General features: G+C 53.7%; 14 protein-coding genes. 6 read left to right on the top strand and 8 right to left on the bottom strand.

Annotation, left to right across the window (positions count from 1 at the left end; genetic code table 11):
* Positions 1-5: 5 nt before the first annotated feature.
* On the top strand, positions 6-803 hold the full coding sequence (locus ACPXSQ_RS11965; protein ID WP_128574250.1) for a DeoR/GlpR family DNA-binding transcription regulator: 798 nt from the start codon (positions 6-8) through the stop codon (positions 801-803).
* 36 nt (positions 804-839) lie between these two features.
* Here ACPXSQ_RS11965 and cybC read toward each other — a convergent pair whose 3' ends face one another.
* Both cybC and pmbA read right to left on the bottom strand, forming a co-directional pair.
* Complete coding sequence (gene cybC, locus ACPXSQ_RS11960; RefSeq protein WP_426143866.1) at positions 840-1,226, bottom strand: cytochrome b562; 387 nt, start codon at positions 1,224-1,226, stop codon at positions 840-842.
* A 95-nt stretch (positions 1,227-1,321) separates the two neighbouring features.
* Positions 1,322-2,662, bottom strand: a complete 1,341-nt coding sequence (pmbA, locus tag ACPXSQ_RS11955) for a metalloprotease PmbA (RefSeq protein WP_013027370.1) — start codon at positions 2,660-2,662, stop codon at positions 1,322-1,324.
* 113 nt (positions 2,663-2,775) lie between these two features.
* Between pmbA and yjgA the strand changes: the two genes are divergently transcribed.
* A complete protein-coding gene (yjgA, locus tag ACPXSQ_RS11950) occupies positions 2,776-3,321 on the top strand; it encodes a ribosome biogenesis factor YjgA (protein WP_014594709.1) in 546 nt (181 codons plus the stop codon).
* An 85-nt stretch (positions 3,322-3,406) separates the two neighbouring features.
* Here the strand turns inward: yjgA and mpl are convergent, their stop codons facing one another.
* Positions 3,407-4,762, bottom strand: coding sequence for a UDP-N-acetylmuramate:L-alanyl-gamma-D-glutamyl-meso-diaminopimelate ligase (mpl, locus tag ACPXSQ_RS11945; RefSeq protein WP_014604911.1), 1,356 nt, complete (start codon positions 4,760-4,762; stop codon positions 3,407-3,409).
* Positions 4,763-4,929: 167 nt separating this feature from the next.
* Here mpl and fbp point away from each other — a divergent pair, with 167 nt between their 5' ends.
* Entirely contained in the window at positions 4,930-5,937 is a 1,008-nt protein-coding gene (fbp, locus tag ACPXSQ_RS11940) for a class 1 fructose-bisphosphatase (protein ID WP_006118345.1), read from the top strand.
* A 34-nt stretch (positions 5,938-5,971) separates the two neighbouring features.
* On the opposite strand, the gene ACPXSQ_RS11935 is transcribed toward fbp, so the two are convergent.
* Entirely contained in the window at positions 5,972-7,531 is a 1,560-nt protein-coding gene (locus ACPXSQ_RS11935) for a methyl-accepting chemotaxis protein (RefSeq protein WP_014594710.1), read from the bottom strand.
* A gap of 179 nt (positions 7,532-7,710) precedes the next feature.
* On the opposite strand from ACPXSQ_RS11935, the gene ACPXSQ_RS11930 reads away from it, so the two are divergent.
* The 3 genes from ACPXSQ_RS11930 (at position 7,711) to ppa (ending at position 9,262) form a co-directional block, all read left to right on the top strand.
* Complete coding sequence (locus ACPXSQ_RS11930) at positions 7,711-8,121, top strand: lysozyme inhibitor LprI family protein (protein ID WP_072138345.1); 411 nt, start codon at positions 7,711-7,713, stop codon at positions 8,119-8,121.
* Between the two features lie 60 nt (positions 8,122-8,181).
* Positions 8,182-8,631, top strand: coding sequence for a DUF441 domain-containing protein (locus ACPXSQ_RS11925; RefSeq protein ID WP_022622414.1), 450 nt, complete (start codon positions 8,182-8,184; stop codon positions 8,629-8,631).
* Positions 8,632-8,731: 100 nt separating this feature from the next.
* Positions 8,732-9,262 carry an inorganic diphosphatase gene (gene ppa / locus ACPXSQ_RS11920; RefSeq protein WP_013027376.1) on the top strand — a complete coding sequence of 177 codons (531 nt, stop codon included), beginning with the start codon at positions 8,732-8,734 and terminating at the stop codon, positions 9,260-9,262.
* A 143-nt stretch (positions 9,263-9,405) separates the two neighbouring features.
* On the opposite strand, the gene ACPXSQ_RS11915 is transcribed toward ppa, so the two are convergent.
* The 4 genes from ACPXSQ_RS11915 to tamA all read right to left on the bottom strand — a co-directional run bounded on the left by ACPXSQ_RS11915 (position 9,406) and on the right by tamA (position 17,074).
* Entirely contained in the window at positions 9,406-10,887 is a 1,482-nt protein-coding gene (locus tag ACPXSQ_RS11915) for a glucosyltransferase domain-containing protein (RefSeq protein ID WP_426143862.1), read from the bottom strand.
* Between the two features lie 348 nt (positions 10,888-11,235).
* Positions 11,236-11,592, bottom strand: coding sequence for a gamma-glutamylcyclotransferase family protein (locus ACPXSQ_RS11910; RefSeq protein ID WP_013027378.1), 357 nt, complete (start codon positions 11,590-11,592; stop codon positions 11,236-11,238).
* 2 nt (positions 11,593-11,594) lie between these two features.
* Positions 11,595-15,362: an autotransporter assembly complex protein TamB gene (gene tamB, locus ACPXSQ_RS11905; RefSeq protein ID WP_426143859.1), complete on the bottom strand. Its 3,768-nt coding sequence runs from the start codon at positions 15,360-15,362 to the stop codon at positions 11,595-11,597.
* Entirely contained in the window at positions 15,359-17,074 is a 1,716-nt protein-coding gene (gene tamA, locus ACPXSQ_RS11900) for an autotransporter assembly complex protein TamA (RefSeq protein ID WP_014594713.1), read from the bottom strand. Before tamA ends, tamB begins: the two co-directional genes overlap by 4 nt.
* Positions 17,075-17,093: the final 19 nt, after the last annotated feature.

Genomic DNA, 17,093 nt, shown 5'->3' with positions numbered 1-17,093 from the left:
AATCCATGATCCTCACGGACGTAACCGGTAATCCTCGCCACGATCGTTTGCTCAGGCTGATCGCTGAACGTGGCTACATGAATATTGATGAACTCGCCTTGCTGCTCGACGTTTCCACACAAACGGTCAGGCGCGATATTCGTAAACTCAGCGATCAGGGGTTAATCACGCGTCATCATGGTGGTGCGGGCCGTGCATCCAGCGTAGTGAACACCGCTTTTGAACAGCGCGAAGTCTCACAGACTGAAGAAAAACGTGCGATTGCGGAAGCCATTGCGGACTATATTCCCGATGGATCAACGGTATTTATCACTATTGGCACTACGGTTGAACACGTCGCCCGGGCGCTGGCAAATCATAAGCATCTGCGCGTTATCACCAACAGCCTTCGTGTCGCCCATATTCTGTACAAATGCCCACAGTTTGAAGTGATGGTGCCCGGCGGCACGCTGCGTCCCCACAACGGTGGCATTATTGGCCCGGTCACGTCCGCGTTTGTGGCCGGTTTTCGGGCAGATTATCTGGTTACCAGCATGGGCGCCATTGAGAGCGATGGGGCGCTACTGGAATTTGATGTTAACGAGGCCGCCGTGGCGCAAACCATGATGGCGCATGCGCGTCATATTTTGTTAGCGGCAGACCACACCAAGTTTCAGGCATCGGCAGCGGTAGAAATGGGCAGCGTTACCCAGGCGACCGCCCTGTTTACAGATCGGTTGCCGGCAACGGCGTTGCAGAACGTGCTTAAAGCGCATCAGGTGGAAATCATTCAGGCGACGCCAGGCGGCGATGAAGAGCCCTGAGCAATTAACCCCGGCAAGCCGGGGCTATCGGTAAAATTAGCGGAACTTCTTGTGGTTTTCGTTACGGATAGCCGCCAGCTTCTGCGCTTCTGCTTTGGCTTCATCCAGTTTACCCTGCTTAGCCAGCGCATCCGCTTTATCAATCTGGGCGAGCAGGTCATCCATACCTTTGTGAAAGTCTTTCATTTCCGGGCTGTCCGGGGCTTTGCCTTCCAGCTTGTCCGGCGTGCCTTTTTTGGCATCCTCAGCTTTAGCACGCAAATCACTTAACATCTTGTGCAACTGGTCGGCGCTTTTCGCCCCGTCCAGTGACTTATAGATACCCGACATATCTTTCATATCGTGCTCAAGAGAGGCAGCACCGGCGGTCACGCTCACGGATAACACGGCTACAGCTAACAACGACATAAGCTCTTTACGCATGCTCAGCTTCCTTTTTATTGTGGGAATGCTTTTTATAAAAAAACGGAGGGTCGATGCCCTCCGCTTGCTATCGCATAAACAACTTAAAAGAGATTTTACTGTCCGGCAATATACATTTCGGGGAGTAAGACCGAACCGCACTGAATATTGCTACGGGTTTCAATGTCATCGCCCACGGTGACAATGTTCCGCCACATGTCACCTAAGTTACCGGCGATAGTAATTTCGCTTACCGGATACTGGATTTCACCGTTTTCTACCCAGAAACCGGCTGCGCCGCGTGAGTAGTCGCCCGTGATCGCACTGACGCCCTGCCCCATCAGTTCTGTCACCACCAGGCCGGTGCCCATCTGCTTCAGCATAGCGTCGAAGCTGTGCCCCTGACCGGCGATGCGCCAGTTGTGGATACCGCCCGCGTGGCCGGTGCTGGTCAGGCCCAGCTTGCGCGCCGAATAGCTGGTCATCAGCCAGGTTTGCAGCACGCCATCTTTGATAATGTCGCGAGCCTGGGTGCGAACGCCTTCGCTGTCAAACGGCGTTGACGCTAAACCTTTCAACAAGTGCGGCTGCTCCTGAATGGTCAGCCACTCAGGCAGAATCTGTTTGCCCATGGCATCCAGCAAGAAGGTGGATTTCCGATACACGCTGCTACCGCTGATGGCGCCCACCAGGTGACCGAACAGACCCGTTGCCACTTCGGGGGCAAAGATCACCGGCGCTTTCATGGTGTCGAGCTTGCGTGGCGCAAGACGCGACAGCGTACGGCGCGCGCATTCTGCGCCGACCCAGTCCGGGCTTTTTAAATCGTCGATTGCCCGGCCGATGGTGTAAGCATAGTCACGCTCCATATTGCCGTCCTGCTCAGCAATTACGCAGCTGGAAAGCGAATGGCGGCTGGAGCAGTAGCTCTGTAACATGCCGTGGCTGTTACCGAAGACTTTAATCCCGATGTGGCTGTTAAAGCTGCCGCCTTCGGTGTTGGTGATGCGTTTGTCCGCCTGCAGCGCCGCCTGTTCTGCCTGGGCCGCCAGTTTGATGGCGTGATCGGCATCGATCTCCCACGGATGGTAAAGATCGAGATCCGGAGCCTCATAAGCCAGTAATTCTGCATCCGCCGGTCCGGCAAAAGGATCGGGTGACGTATAGCGTGCAATATCGATCGCCGCCTGCACAGTCCGTTTGATCGCATCCGGGCTGAGATCGGTCGATGAAGCACTGCCTTTACGGTTTTGATGATAAACGGTAATACCCAGTGCGCCGTCGCTGTTGAACTCAACGTTTTCTACCTCGCCGTAGCGGGTACTCACACCAATACCGGTCGTCTTGCTCACCGCGACTTCCGCGCCATCCGTACTTGCTTTTGCCAGTTCAAGCGCCTGCGCAATTGCCTGTTCCAGTGCTGTTCGCTGTTCTGCAACTTGAGTTGATACGTTCATCGACCTGCCGTCTAATCTTATGGTTGAATAATTTGAGTCTATCAGAGTCAGAGAACAATTTCGCAGTCACCCGATAAACTGGTAGGATTAGCCTCTTTTTTTTGGAGCCAGATATGACTAAGCAGCCTGATGAGTGGCTCGACGATGTACCCGATAATCACGAAGAAGAAGATGAAGAGATTATTTGGGTTAGTAAGAGCGAAATAAAACGTGATGCTGAAGAGCTGAAACGCCTGGGTGCCGAGCTGGTCGATCTGGGTAAAAACTCTCTGGATAAAATTCCGCTGGACGAGCGTTTACGTAACGAGATTGAACTGGCACAGCGCATCAAGAAAGAAGGTCGCCGCCGTCAGTTACAGCTTATCGGTAAACTGTTGCGCAGTATGGATGTTGAGCCGATCCGCATCGCACTCGACAAACTCAAGAACCGTCACAACCAGCAGGTCGCCCTGTTCCATAAACTGGAAATGCTGCGCGATCGTCTGATTGATGAGGGTGATGAGGCGATGGCGGACGTGATCGCCCTTTATCCGCAGGCCGATCGCCAGCAGCTGCGTAGCATGATCCGTAATGCGCAGAAGGAAAAAGCCGGTAACAAACCGCCAAAATCTGCCCGTCAGATTTTTCAGTATCTGCGTGAGTTAGCCGAAACCGTCTGACCTTTCCGCTGATTTGCGGCTGAGCAGCGCCCAGCCGCAGGGTTTTCTTCTCCCGTCTGAGGGAGAGGAACGGGTCCGCTAGTGATCAGCGCGCCAGACGATCCAGCAGCTTCTGATGAATCCCACCAAAGCCCCCGTTACTCATGACCAGGATGGAATCGCCCGGCTGGGCCGTTTTCGCGATCGTCTCTACCAGCGTATCGATATCCGCGCTGCAGTGAGCGGGCTGCATGCAGGCTTCTGCGACGTCCGCGACCTGCCACGGAATATGGCTCGGCTGGAACAGGAACACTTCGTCTGCGCGCGCCAGCGACGGCGCCAGCTCATTTTTATTCACGCCCATTTTCATGGTGTTTGAACGCGGCTCCAGCACCGCCAGAATGCGCGCGGTGCCGCCCACTTTACTGCGCAGTGCGCTCAGCGTGGCCAGAATCGCCGTCGGATGGTGGGCAAAATCATCATAGATCTTGATGCCGTTGACCTCACCGCGCAGCTCAAGACGGCGACGGGCATTAATAAAGCTGTCCAGCGCCTGGCTTGCGTCCTCAGGTTTTACGCCGACATGGCGCGCTGCCGCAATCGCCATCAGGCCATTGTGCATGTTGTGCTCGCCGACCAGTCCCCAGTTCACCTCGCCCACTTTTTCACCCGCCAGCAGCACTTCCCAGCGGGAGGCATCCGGCGTCAGCTTCTTCGCCTGCCAGTGACCGCCGTCGCCCACATGCTCCTGTTCGCTCCAGCAGCCCATTGCCATCACCTGCTTCAGGTTATGATCGTGCTCTGGCAGCAGGATCTTGCCCTGACCCGGCACAATGCGTACCAGATGATGAAACTGTTTCTGGATGGCCCGCAGATCGTCAAAAATATCGGCATGATCGAATTCAAGATTATTCAGAATCAGCGTACGTGGGCAGTAATGGACGAATTTCGAGCGCTTGTCGAAAAACGCGCAGTCGTATTCATCAGCCTCAATGACAAAGAATGGGCTTTTTCCTAATTTTGCAGAAACATCGAAGTTACCGGGTACGCCACCAATAATAAAGCCAGGTTCCAGGCCGCAGGCTTCCAGAATCCACGCTGCCATGCCTGCTGTGGTGGTTTTACCGTGCGTGCCCGCCACGGCCAGCACCCAGCGATCGCGCAGCACAAAATCGTGCAGCCATTGGGGGCCAGAGAGGTAAGGAATGTTGCGTTCCAGTACCGCTTCCACGCAGGGGTTACCGCGCGTCATGGCGTTGCCAATAATGACCAGGTCCGGTACGGGCTCAAGCTGGCTCGCATCGTAACCCTCTGTTAATTCAATGCCTTGCTGCTCAAGCAACGTGCTCATCGGTGGATAGACATTGGCGTCAGAGCCTGTCACCTGATGACCAAGGGAGCGGGCCAGCATAGCCAGTCCGCCCATAAAAGTGCCACATATCCCGAGGATGTGAATGCGCATAACGAGGTCCATAACTCAAAAGTTCGGCGCACAGTGTAACCTCGCTTGCACACGGAAGAAACGGATTAGGACTATGGTTTTTAAAGTTCAATCGGCTAAACTGCGTACGCATCCACGGGCAGTTAAGTATGCCGCTGCCACTCCATCGATGATTCAGGGAATGTGTTATGAAAACGTTGGGCGAATTTATCGTCGAGAAGCAACACGACTTTCCGCACGCCACAGGTGAACTGACGGCACTTATCTCAGCCATTAAGCTGGGTGCTAAAATTATTCACCGTGATATCAACAAAGCCGGCTTAGTCGATATTCTTGGTGCCAGCGGCGTTGAGAATGTTCAGGGTGAACAGCAGATGAAACTGGATCTGTTCGCCAACGAAAAACTCAAAGCCGCACTGAAAGCACGCGGCATTGTTGCCGGTATCGCTTCTGAAGAAGAAGATGAGTTTGTTATCTTTGAAGGCGAGGAAAACGGAAAATACGTCGTATTGATGGACCCGCTCGACGGTTCGTCGAACATCGATGTTAACGTCTCCGTCGGCACCATTTTCTCCATCTATCGCCGCGTCAGCGAGCCGGGTACGCCAGTTGTCGAAGCCGACTTCATGCAGCCAGGCAACAAACAGGTTGCCGCCGGTTACGTCGTTTATGGCTCATCCACCATGATGGTGTACACCACCGGTTGTGGCGTCCATGCGTTTACCTATGATCCCTCTCTGGGCGTGTTCTGCCTCAGCCATGAACGCATGACCTATCCGGAAGTGGGTTACACCTATTCCATTAACGAAGGTAACTACATTCGTTTCCCACAGGGCGTGAAAAAGTACCTGAAATTCTGTCAGGAAGAGGATGTGGCGACGCACCGTCCTTACACATCACGCTATATCGGCTCTCTGGTCGCGGATTTTCACCGTAACCTGCTGAAGGGCGGCATTTATCTTTATCCCAGCACCGCCAGCCATCCAAAAGGCAAGCTGCGCCTGCTGTATGAGTGCAACCCAATGGCTTTCCTGGCGGAGCAGGCCGGCGGTAAAGCCAGCGACGGTCAGAACCGTATCCTGGATATTCCCCCGGTCACGCTGCACCAGCGCTGTCCGTTCTACTGTGGTAACACCGCCATGGTTGACGACGTAGAGCGTTTCCTGGCTGAATTCCCCGAGTGCCGTCAGGGCTAAACATCAAGGGCGCGCGTGACGCGCCCTTTTTGCGTTACGACTGCTGCAGCCTGAACTGCGCCATCGCCGCCTGGAGCTGCTCGGATTGCGACTCCAGTGAATGGGTCGCCGCCGTTGCCTGTTCTACCAGCGCCGCGTTCTGCTGCGCCGCTTCATCCATCTGCGTGACCGCGTGATTCACCTGATCGATTCCCCTGCTCTGCTCTTCTGACGCCATGGAAATCTCTTTCATCAGGGCCGTAACCCGCATAACTTCAGCGGCAATCTCATCCATTGTTTCGCCCGCACGCGTCGCCATTTCACTGCCCTCTTTGACGCGCGTTTGTGAATCACCGATCAGCGTACGGATCTCTTTCGCCGCACTGGCACTGCGCTGTGCCAGCGTACGAACCTCGTTGGCGACCACGGCAAATCCGCGCCCCTGCTCTCCGGCACGTGCCGCTTCCACCGCCGCGTTCAGTGCCAGGATATTGGTCTGGAAAGCAATGCCGTCAATGACGCTCAGGATATCGCCGATACGGTTAGCGCTGTCGGTGATTTCATGCATTTTTTCCATAACATAATTCACCACCTCTGCGCCGCGATCGGCACTGTCAGACACGGCGTTAGCCAGTTGATGGGCCTGCTGGGCATTGCTGGCGTTAAGACGGACCGTTGCAGTTAGCTGCTCCATGCTGGCCGCCGTTTGCTCCAGCGATGCCGCTGACTCTTCGGTACGTTGGGAAAGATGGACATTGCCGGCGGCCAGTTCACGGCTACCGATATCAATTTTCAGGCCGGCTTCGCGCACCTGATTAACCGATTCGCGCAACGCATGCTGCATGCCCGCCAGCGCATTGTTCAGGCGCCCCAACTCATTATTGCCCGCCAGCGGCAACGTCTGGGACAAATCGCCCGCCGCAATCTGCTCAAGATGGATGATCGCGTTGTTTAGCGGAATCAGCAGCATGCGGCGCAACAGCACCCAGGCCAGCACCAGCAGCAACAACGAGAGTCCGACGGCCACGGCTATCAGCACTTTCATCATGATTTCATTGCGCTGGGCTTCAACTAATTGCGCCTGGGTAATCTCATCGGCTTTTTTACCGAAGGTTTCTACCGCTTTGCTGTATTTCGCCGAAAGCGGCTCCAGCTTGCCTTCCAGCAGCTGGTAGTATTCATCGTTGTACTGTTTATCCAGCGCCTTCATCATTGGCAGGATGCCCTGATCGAGGTAGTCCTTATAGCTGGATGCGATGGCATCGGCCATAATTTTCCCTTCAGCGGTCACGGTACCGGCATCGACAAATCGCTTAAGATTCTGCTGCGATGCCGCGACATCAGCCTGCGCCGTTTTGGTGACCTGCGCGCCCTCATCCAGTAAACCAATCTCAATTTTACGCACCGCCAGCGCAGCACTGGCCCGTGCGCGCATTAAATCGGCATTACTTTGATACAAGCTGTTTAACTCGATTCCCTGAATGCGGTTGATTACATCCAAAGAACGGTTACCTTTATTAATGGCCACAATGCCCATCACACTCACCGCCAACAGCAGCAGTGTCATGAATGCCAGCAACGCCAGCAACCCCGTGCGTAGTGATAACTGTTTCATCTTGATCGTTTCCGTATGAGTAGTAAAAGGCGAAAAAAATTTCGACAACCCTTAAACGGAGAAAGTATCGGCACTGCGATTCGTAAACTTTAGCGCCAGTGAATGATTAACCCATTCATTACCGCTAATCTGTTAATGAATCTGAAGGTATTGTGTTAAAAAAACAAAAGGGGAAATCCATGAAAAGAAGATGGGTGTTGCTGTTACTCTTAAGCTGCAACGCAGCAGTTGCGGAGCAGTCCACTATTGATGTCACATTAAATCAATGCCTTAATCAAGCTGATACCACGTTGGCCTTGATGCAATGCCAGGATGCGGCGACCCAGGAATGGGATAAGGAAATGAACACGCAGTACAGTGCATTGATGAAAAAATTAAGCGGACAGCCCAGAGAAAAACTGCGTGCCGCACAGCGCGCATGGATGAAATACCGTGAGGCATGGTTAGCGGCGAGCCGCAGCCAACTGAATACGCAGGGCACCCTTGGTCCCGTTGCGCTGGCGGCGCAGAGTACAGCCCTGGTACGCAATCAAACGTTACAACTGCAATCTTTGGCCAATGGCAGTTGCGCTAACCCCGACGATTGTTGATTAATGTCAGTCCGTTGTTGGCTTTTTGCCAATGTTGTCTTTTACCTGCAGGGAAAAATCATGGCTGCTTATGCCTCTACGCTGATATTAATCGGCCTTGCCATACTGAGCTATTTTGTCCACAACACCGCCGTCACCCTTTCTATATTGATTCTGCTGGCCATCAAACTGACCCCGTTGGCGCAGTTCTTCCCTTACGTGGAAAAACAGGGCATTACGATAGGCATTATCATCCTTACGGTGGCGGTCATGGCCCCGCTCGCCAGCGGTTCGTTGCCCGCCTCCTCCCTGATTAAGTCCTTTGCCAGTTGGCAATCCATTGTGGCGGTGCTGGTGGGTATTTTTGTCGCCTGGCTGGGCGGCCGTGGCGTCAGCTATATGAGCGTGCAACCTTCGGTCATTGGCGGGTTGTTGATGGGCACGGTGATTGGTGTAGCGTTTTTCCGCGGCGTCCCGGTAGGGCCATTGATTGCTGCGGGCATTGTTTCCCTGTTCATCACGGCCAAATAGCGTTGAGGAGCATTCCGAAACGCCAAAAAGGGGGCGTACTTTCACAGTCAGTTGGCTATAATAGCCAACACTCAACACACGACGACTGAAGGAATTCCCGATGAGTTTGAACCAGGTGCCAGCAGGTAAAGACCTGCCAGAAGATATCTACGTAATTATTGAGATCCCGGCCAATGCCGATCCGATCAAATATGAAGTTGATAAAGATTCTGGAGCCCTGTTTGTAGATCGCTTCATGTCCACTGCGATGTTCTATCCGTGCAACTATGGTTACATCAACCATACCCTGTCACTGGATGGTGATCCGGTAGACGTGCTGGTTCCTACCCAGTACCCACTGGAGCCAGGCTCAGTGATCCGTTGCCGCCCGGTTGGCGTATTAAAAATGACCGACGAGTCAGGTGAAGATGCCAAGCTGGTTGCCGTTCCGCATACCAAGCTCACCAAAGAATACGATCACATTAAAGATGTGAACGACCTGCCAGAGCTGCTGCGTGCGCAGATCACCCATTTCTTTGAGCACTACAAAGATCTGGAAAAAGGCAAATGGGTTAAGGTTGACGGCTGGGATAACGCTGAAGCAGCGAAAGCTGAGATCATCTCTTCTTTCGAGCGTGCGGCGAAGAAATAAATCCCCTTGCGCTGAAACGCCCTACCGCTTTTCAGCACAGGACAAAAGGCAAACGACATTTCCTTTGTCATACATACAGGCCCTGCTACGGGCCTGTATTTTTTTGTCGTTATTCAGCTGCTTCGTTGCGGGCTGGCCGCCTGTTAGTGCTGGCATCCCTTTAATGTGAAATCGACGGTTAAACGATCGCGATACTTATACAGGTCATAGTCCTGATTATGCGCAATGCGTTCTCCATGGCACATCGACATGACCACATCCTCATGGCTTACCGTAATATCGTCCTGTATGGGATTGGACGCTTTAAAGCCTCTTATTGCCATATAGGGAAACGGAAACCACCAGTTGGCAAAATATTCAGGAATCAGCGCACTGAGCACAGGATAATTATTAAGAGAATTGAGATAGACAGGTGAACGAGGCGCGGTCCCGTTAAACTGCATATAGAGCGCTCCCACAGACAATGCATTCGTGTCCCGTTTTAACTGATTCGTAATCCCGGCATTAATTTCGTCCTGTTGATGAACCGCATTACCGTACACATATATGCCCGTAAATGCATAGAGCAAAGGAATCGCGATAATGACGTTGACGAAGGCGCCTTTTCCCTTCATTGCCCATGCCAGTAATGTTGCACTGAACAGCATAAACCCACTCACTGCCAGCATCACCCGAGGAGCAAGAAGGGTATTCTGTAAAATAAGCAGACTCCCCGGAATAATCACGAAGGCAGCGAAGGGGAACAGCAGCGTCAGTATGGCAACCATAATACGGATGGGGTTACGCTGTTGTTGTACATAGCGTAGGGCAATTATTGCTGCGGACACGACAGCCACGACCAGAACTGAAAGCAGCACCGCCATCCCTTTGCCATCTTTATAGAAGGTAGCATCAATAAAATGCCAGTAGGCCAGCGCATTGTTGCAGAGAGTTCCCCATAGCTGGTTACTGGCAATACCGGGATGATTGGCAGCATGCTCACCAGAGAAGGTTAGCGGTAACAGGATCTTAAGGTAGATAACAGACGCGACCAGAAACGCTGCACCTCGCTGAACAAGATCGCGAATAATCTGTAACGGCGGCGTATTGTTCACCATCTGACCAAATGCCACAACAAAGACCATCATGACCGCAATATTGATGGCTATTTGATAAAGGCAATAAATAGCGAGAAGAACAAAGACCGCTGTCAGGAACTGGATAATCGTTTTTTGTACCGGAAATAATACCCAGGCCAGGCTCAACACGAGCGCAGAACCGATAGTGAGCACATCAAAACGATAGGAAAATATTTCAGCCAGATACGGATTAGCAAAAAAACTCAGCGTGGCTAACACGCCAACCCAGGTTTTCGACGCGGTGAAGTGGCGATGATGATAGTGTGCCAACGTTACAGCGATAAGAACGGCAGTGATAATGAGCGGTAAAGGAAAAATGTCTGAAACATGGGAACTGAGGAACAGCGCTTTCATTAGCAGGTCAGCTAATGGCCTTCCGTCTCTCCCCCAGAGTGCATTGCCCGTTATTGCTCTGCCGTTGTCATCAATATAAAAAGTATTGGCAAGTAACAGCGGTAAAGAAAATATAAAAGCAGCGATAAGATAAATATTGATTGTTTTTTTCATTACTCTTCACTTTGATGATATTTGTACGGTCATTCGCTGAGTGAGTGATAACCGGGCGTTCATGCGACGCACTTACCCGCCCGTAAGCTTACCGGAAAAGGTTTTGTATCATTAACGACATTAACCGCCCTTTCCACACTTTTTCATAAATTGCCCATGATTAAATCCTGTCTTGCTTACGGCCGCACGACACCGAAGACATTACGTCTCGTCTTAAAAGCCCTGTGAAGACACGATAATGAGGCAGGCTGGAGAGTCGCCTGAAAACAAGAATAAAAGGGTTCATCAAGATCATGAACCCTTTTATCTGAATGGCATTCAGCTTAACTGGCTGGTGAGTCCAACGAATTAATCGCTTTCCTGCTCCTCTTCACGTTTCAGCCAGTCGCCGCTCATAATGCGCTGACGTCCTGAAACTGAACGTTGATAAACATAAAGCCACGCGCTCCCAAACGGCGTCTGAATCAGAAAACGTTTGTATTCTCCACCTTTGGTGCGAAGCGCATCTAACTCGGCGAGGATGGAGGCATCAATTCGGTATACTTCGCAATATACCGTTCCTTCGCCAGTAATCACGCCGGGATAGTGACCGAGACTGTAAAGCTCATAGCCCTCAATCTGATGGTCACCCAACCATTGCGCGTGTGTCATCCAGTGACTGTTTCCCTGTTTGCGCCGTAAACTGCCATAGACAATTATTCGCATTGCTAAAACTCAAACTGATAAAGCAAATCAAGAGCCTGATCCACACCGGACACGGCTTCCAAATAGAGTTTGGGCATCAGGCGGTAACGCAAGGTTAACGTTGCCAGTGAATCAAAAATGCCCACTCCGTATTTTACTTGTAGACCCGGCAGTACATAGCCGCTGACCTGCACCTGTTGACTGTCGCCAACGCCGGTGGTGTCGAGAGCAAGGTTACTTACACCGAACGTCTCGCCGATTTTACCCACAACCTGCCCACTTTGTGCAACCCCTAAGCCGACTAACGCCGAAGTTAGTGCGTTACCGTCACCGTCGCTTTTCAGTCCCTGACCCCGTAACAGGTATGAAAGGGCTTCCTGCTGTGACATCGCCGGATCGGAGAACACTTCTACTTTTGGCTCGTCTGCCAGCCCCGTGACGCGCAATCCTGCGGTTACGCCATCCTCTGTTGCATCCGGATTACGAATCGCCTCCAGGTTGAGATAAGGCTGGTCTGGCGGGCCTGCAAACTGCAGTTCACCTTTGCGTACGATCAAGTCCTGACCATAGGCATGGAAACGGCCGGATGGAATGTTGATCTGTCCATTAAGCCCCAGTCCGGATTTATCCTGCACCATTTTCAGATCGCCATTGAGCCGGGCTTTTAGTCCAAAGGCCGACAGACGTACGTCGTTTCCGACGTGAATGGTCAGGTTACTGTTAATCGGTATTGAGGCGGTTTTAGGCTCAATCGGTTTGAGGTTCTTATCCAGCATCACCTCGTCAGAGGAGACGCCCACGGCGCTCTCTGGCACCTCTTGTACCGTGATGCGCGCCCATGGGATATCAACCCGGCCGTCAAGGTTAAAGGCGGCTGGCGTAGCCTCAAAGACCACATCCGGGGAAACGTCCATGCGCACCATGGGCGGCACGGTGACGCGAACCCGACTGCCTTTAGCGGCAACGCGCGCACGCCAGTTATCCAACTGACTCCAGTCCGCATCGCCACTCAGGTTAATGTTGCCCTGTGCGGTCTGGAGCAGGCCATTCAGCGTCGAACTCATGCCGTTAAACACCATATTCAGGCTGGCACTGGTCAGATCCACCGGCATGAAGTTGCCTTTTACGTTCACATCTTTGAGGCCGAGTTGACCAAAAATCTGCGGCTGCTGTGCCGTTCCTCCCAGACGCAGATTACTGTTCAGATTGCCTTTGATGCTTTCGCCCTGCATCAACGCCGGGTTGATCATTGCCAGCGAGATGTTGCGGATATTCACGTTGCCGCCCAGCGTACGGCGCTGCTGCGGATCGGTAATCTGCACATTGCCGTCCAGCTGACCGTTATTCACGATGCGAATCAGCCAGTCGAGCTGAGCCCGTCCGTCCCGCAGTGCCGCATTAACGTTAATCGTGTTAAAGGCGATGGGCAGCGTATTGCCCTGCACATCCTGCGCGACTTTCACGTTGTTACTCTTCAGCGCCAGCGTGCCGACGGGCAGTTTACCCTCCGCCGTCCAGTTGACGCGGGCATCGCCGCTGAACACGCCGCTCAGCTGCGTTTGATCGGTCAGGAAGGGTTTCAACATTGCCAGATCGAAGCGGTTTAACACCACGTGAGCATGACCACTGGGGCCGGCTTCAATGGGCTCTGGCACACAAAGCTGTGCATTGGGGTTTTGCCAGCAGTGGGGGCCGATCGTCGCGCTCTGTTTCTGATTAAAATAGTCAATGGTCATCGCACGCGTCAGGCGCCATTCACCCACCGGCGTGTCAAAACGCGTGTTATTAAGGCTGCCTTTCCACGTCTCTGTCTGACGGTCAAAGCTGCCGTTGAGCGCAAGCTGTCCTGATACCGGCTCACCCTGTACGTTGAGTTTGAGCTGGTGCTGCTTTTCATCACCCTCGGCATTGAGCGTCAGCAGGCTGATGTTGAGTGCATCCTGTTTTAGCTGTTCAACCCGCAATTGAAGTTTACCGGCGATCTGATCGCTGGAGCGCACGTCGCTTTTCAGGGTGATGCGGCGGACAAGCAGTTGCTGCCAGCGTAACCCCGTGGCGGTAAGATCGGCCAGCAACTGTGGCGCTTTCAGCGTACCGCGTGCTTTGATATCCCCTTTCACCACGCCGCCCAGGCCCGGCAGTGCATTATCAAGACGGGGCGCATCAACGTTGGCATCCAGGTTCAGGCTATCTGCCAGACTGCCTTTTATCTCCAGGTGATTGCGTCCCAGCGCTATTTTGATACCGGGGATATCCCATTGGTTGTAGCTGTTGCCCCTTAAGGTCCCCTCTGCGCTGACCGCATTCTGCTTAACGTTACCTTTTAGCATCAGTTGCGGTACGCTGACCTGCCAGCTGCCGCCATACAGGCTGCCGCGCGTGGTAATGTTGCCGTTCAGCTTTGCCGGCCAGTCAGGATACTGGCGTGCGGTATTGATGCCGTCCAGCGTCAACTCACTGCGCCAGCTGATCGCTTTGCTCCAGTCCACCAGCGCTGTCAGATCAACGTTGCCCTGCAACACCGCCACACGTAGCTTATCCAGACTGAACTGCTGAACGTTGCCTTTCCCCTCCAGGGCGACCGTCGCAGGCGGCACCGACTCCCCTTTGACCGACGTACGGAGCGACATGACATAGTCAGTCGCCTTGCCGTTGAACTGGTAGTGAAGATCGTCGGCCTGATACTGAACCGGCCCGGTCAGGGGCCAGCGTAACTGCGGACTGGTCAGGTTGAGCGCCAGCGGAAGCCCAACAACGGCGGGTTGGGCGCTGGCATCAAGCTGCGCGCGCACCGGGCCTGAAAGCGTTAGCGCCAGTTTCAACTCGTCGCGCATCGCACCTTTTACTGTCAGATTTAGCTTTTCGCCTTTCACCGGATCAACGTTCACGTCACCGTTTAGCGTCAAATCAACGGGCCAGTTGTCGGCCAGCGTCGCCTGACCGCTGCCGTTCAGCTTGCCCAGGTTTGAATCCACCGCCAGCGTTTGCAACTGCATATGCCGGTCGAGGGTTTTTGCCTTCACCTGCAATCGGCTCACCGTAATATCGGTATCCCCAGTAATCCGCAACTGCTCGCCCACAATGTCCTTTACATCAATGTCCAGCGGAAGCTGAAAGTCGGGCAGTTCAGGCAACAGCGGTTTGGCAAACATCGCCTGTAAGGTTTCGCCCAGCGGCTTCTCGTCGGGCTTCGGCTGCTGTATTTTGGGCTGCACCACCTGCTCTTTTGCCACCTGCGCCGCTTTCGGCAGCGCAATCAGCAGGCTTTGAATATGGGTGGGATTGAGCGTCAGCGCACGATCCTGCCACTGCAGGCCGGTGGTAAAATCCACCAGCGAAATAGCGGTATCATCCACTTTCACGTTTATATTGTGCAGGCCCACGTGGCGCAGGGTGATCGGATAGGGCGTGCTAAGGTTTGTCTTGCCGCTTTCTTCTTCCGGCGGCGCGGTGGAGGGCGTCATCTTTTTGCTGTCGACCACCACGCTGATATCCTTCAGCGTAAGATCGTTCACACAAACAGACGAGTGCAGCAGGCAGTTAAGATCCACGGCCAGATGGATATTGCCCGCGTTCACGCTGACGCCAGGCATCTCATAGCGCAATCCACTGAGGGTAAGATTACGCCAGCCACCGTCCACTTTATTGATGGATAGCCCCGGCACCCAGCGCGAAGCGCCCTTCAGCACCAGATGTAATCCCGGCGTTGTGCCAATCAAAAATGCCAGGCCGGCAAACAGCAGCACTAAAAAAATCAAAAAGCCAATCAGGACCTTTTTCCAGCGCGTCATAATTCAGGCCCCAATCCTACGTAAAATTGCACACCATGCTCCTCGCTGTCCCCAATAGGGCGGGCAATATCAAACTTAATGGGCCCCACGGGTGATGCCCAGCGTACGCCGATACCGGCACCGGTTTTGATATTGCTTTGACTGATGTCATTAACGGCCTCACCGGAGTCAATAAACACCGCACCCCACCATTTGCCGCTGACGTTGTATTGATATTCCAGCGAACCGGTGGCCATTTTTGAGGCCCCGGTCAGTTTGCCGTCACTGTCACGGGGCGAAACGTTTTTGTATTTATAACCGCGAATGCTGCGATCCCCGCCGGCAAAGAAACGCAGGTCCGGCGGCACCCTGTCGAAGTCGTTGGTTTCAATCCATCCCACTGTGCCGCGCGCGATAAAGCGGTTCTTTTCGCCCAGTGTGCGGATCCAGACGTTTTGCGCCTGCAGGATCAAGAAATCGACATCCGATCCCCAGGTGGTATCGGACACATCGGCGGAATAACGCTGCGAGTCGCCCCAGGTGGGCATTAAGCCCCCGCGCGAACGGGTGCGGTTGAGACTGACGCCGGGATAGAGCAGCATCGTGGTGTTAGTGACGTTACCCTGTGTAAAGTGGTCCAGGCTCCAGCGCAGATTAAGGGCTCTTTGCCAGCCGCTGCTGCTGTCCCAGTTACGTGATACCGCCAGCGTACTGGTGTCCGCCTTGGTATCGTTGAGGTCGGTGCGCTTCAGGCCGCCCGAGAACGTGTAGTACTGCTCCAGGGGGCTTTTCAGCAAGGGGACTTTATAACTGAGATCGACCTGCTGCTCGGGGGCAGAGACATAGGCACTGGCGACCATGCTGTGACCGCGATCGTTAACCCAGGGCTTTCTCCACGTTCCTTTCAGGCGCGGTCCGACATCGGTTGAATAACCGACACCGGCTTCGATGGTGTTTTTAGCGCGGGGCGATACCACCGCATTCAAGGGCAGGACTTTGGTTTTACGTCCCTGCTTAAACTCAGGCGCAACCACAACTGACTGGAACCAGCCGGTCGCAGAAAGACGGCGGTTAAGCTCAGCCAGATCGCGCGAGCTGTAGTAATCGCCCTCTTTAAAAGGGACTAAATTTTGCAAATAGGCTTCGCGAATCTGCGAACCTTCAAAGCTGACATTGCCAAAACGATAGCGCGGGCCGCTGTTGTAATCGAGATCCCAAAAGGCTTCGTGGCGCGCAACGGAAACGCCCAGCTCGCTTTTCTCAAACTCACCGTCGAAATAGCCGTTACGGAGGGCAAGGTTAGTGAAGCCGCTTTTGAATTTGTCGTACTGCCCGTGATTCAGCACCGTTCCGACTTTGGGGCGCCCCTGCGCGATCCAGTTTTTATAGTCCGCATCGTTTTTAGCCTGGCCGGTGACGATAATCGTACTGCCCGCAATTTTTACCGGCTGACCGGGCGTGACGCGGGCGATTAACACCGGACGGCCGCCCTGAGGTGGCGCGGGCCGGGATACGAAGTCGATATCCGGCTCATAATAGCCAAGCGCACGCAGCCCCTCTTTTATTGCCGCGGATACGCGGGAGCGAAAGCGGCCATCGTTGGTGACTTCATCGCTGCCAATAGTCGACAGGCGTGCCCTGACGTTTTTTTGCAGTTCTCCGGTTAGCCCTTCCAGCTGTAGTCGAACCGGCGCTGCCCCGAAGGCGGGCGCGACGAGTAGTAAACCCGCCATGCAATAAACATAAAATCGT

Source organism: Pantoea sp. EEL5 (assembly GCF_049892805.1).
GTDB classification, from domain to species: Bacteria; Pseudomonadota; Gammaproteobacteria; order Enterobacterales; family Enterobacteriaceae; genus Pantoea; species Pantoea ananatis.
This window is presented reverse-complemented; position numbering and strand designations above follow the sequence as displayed.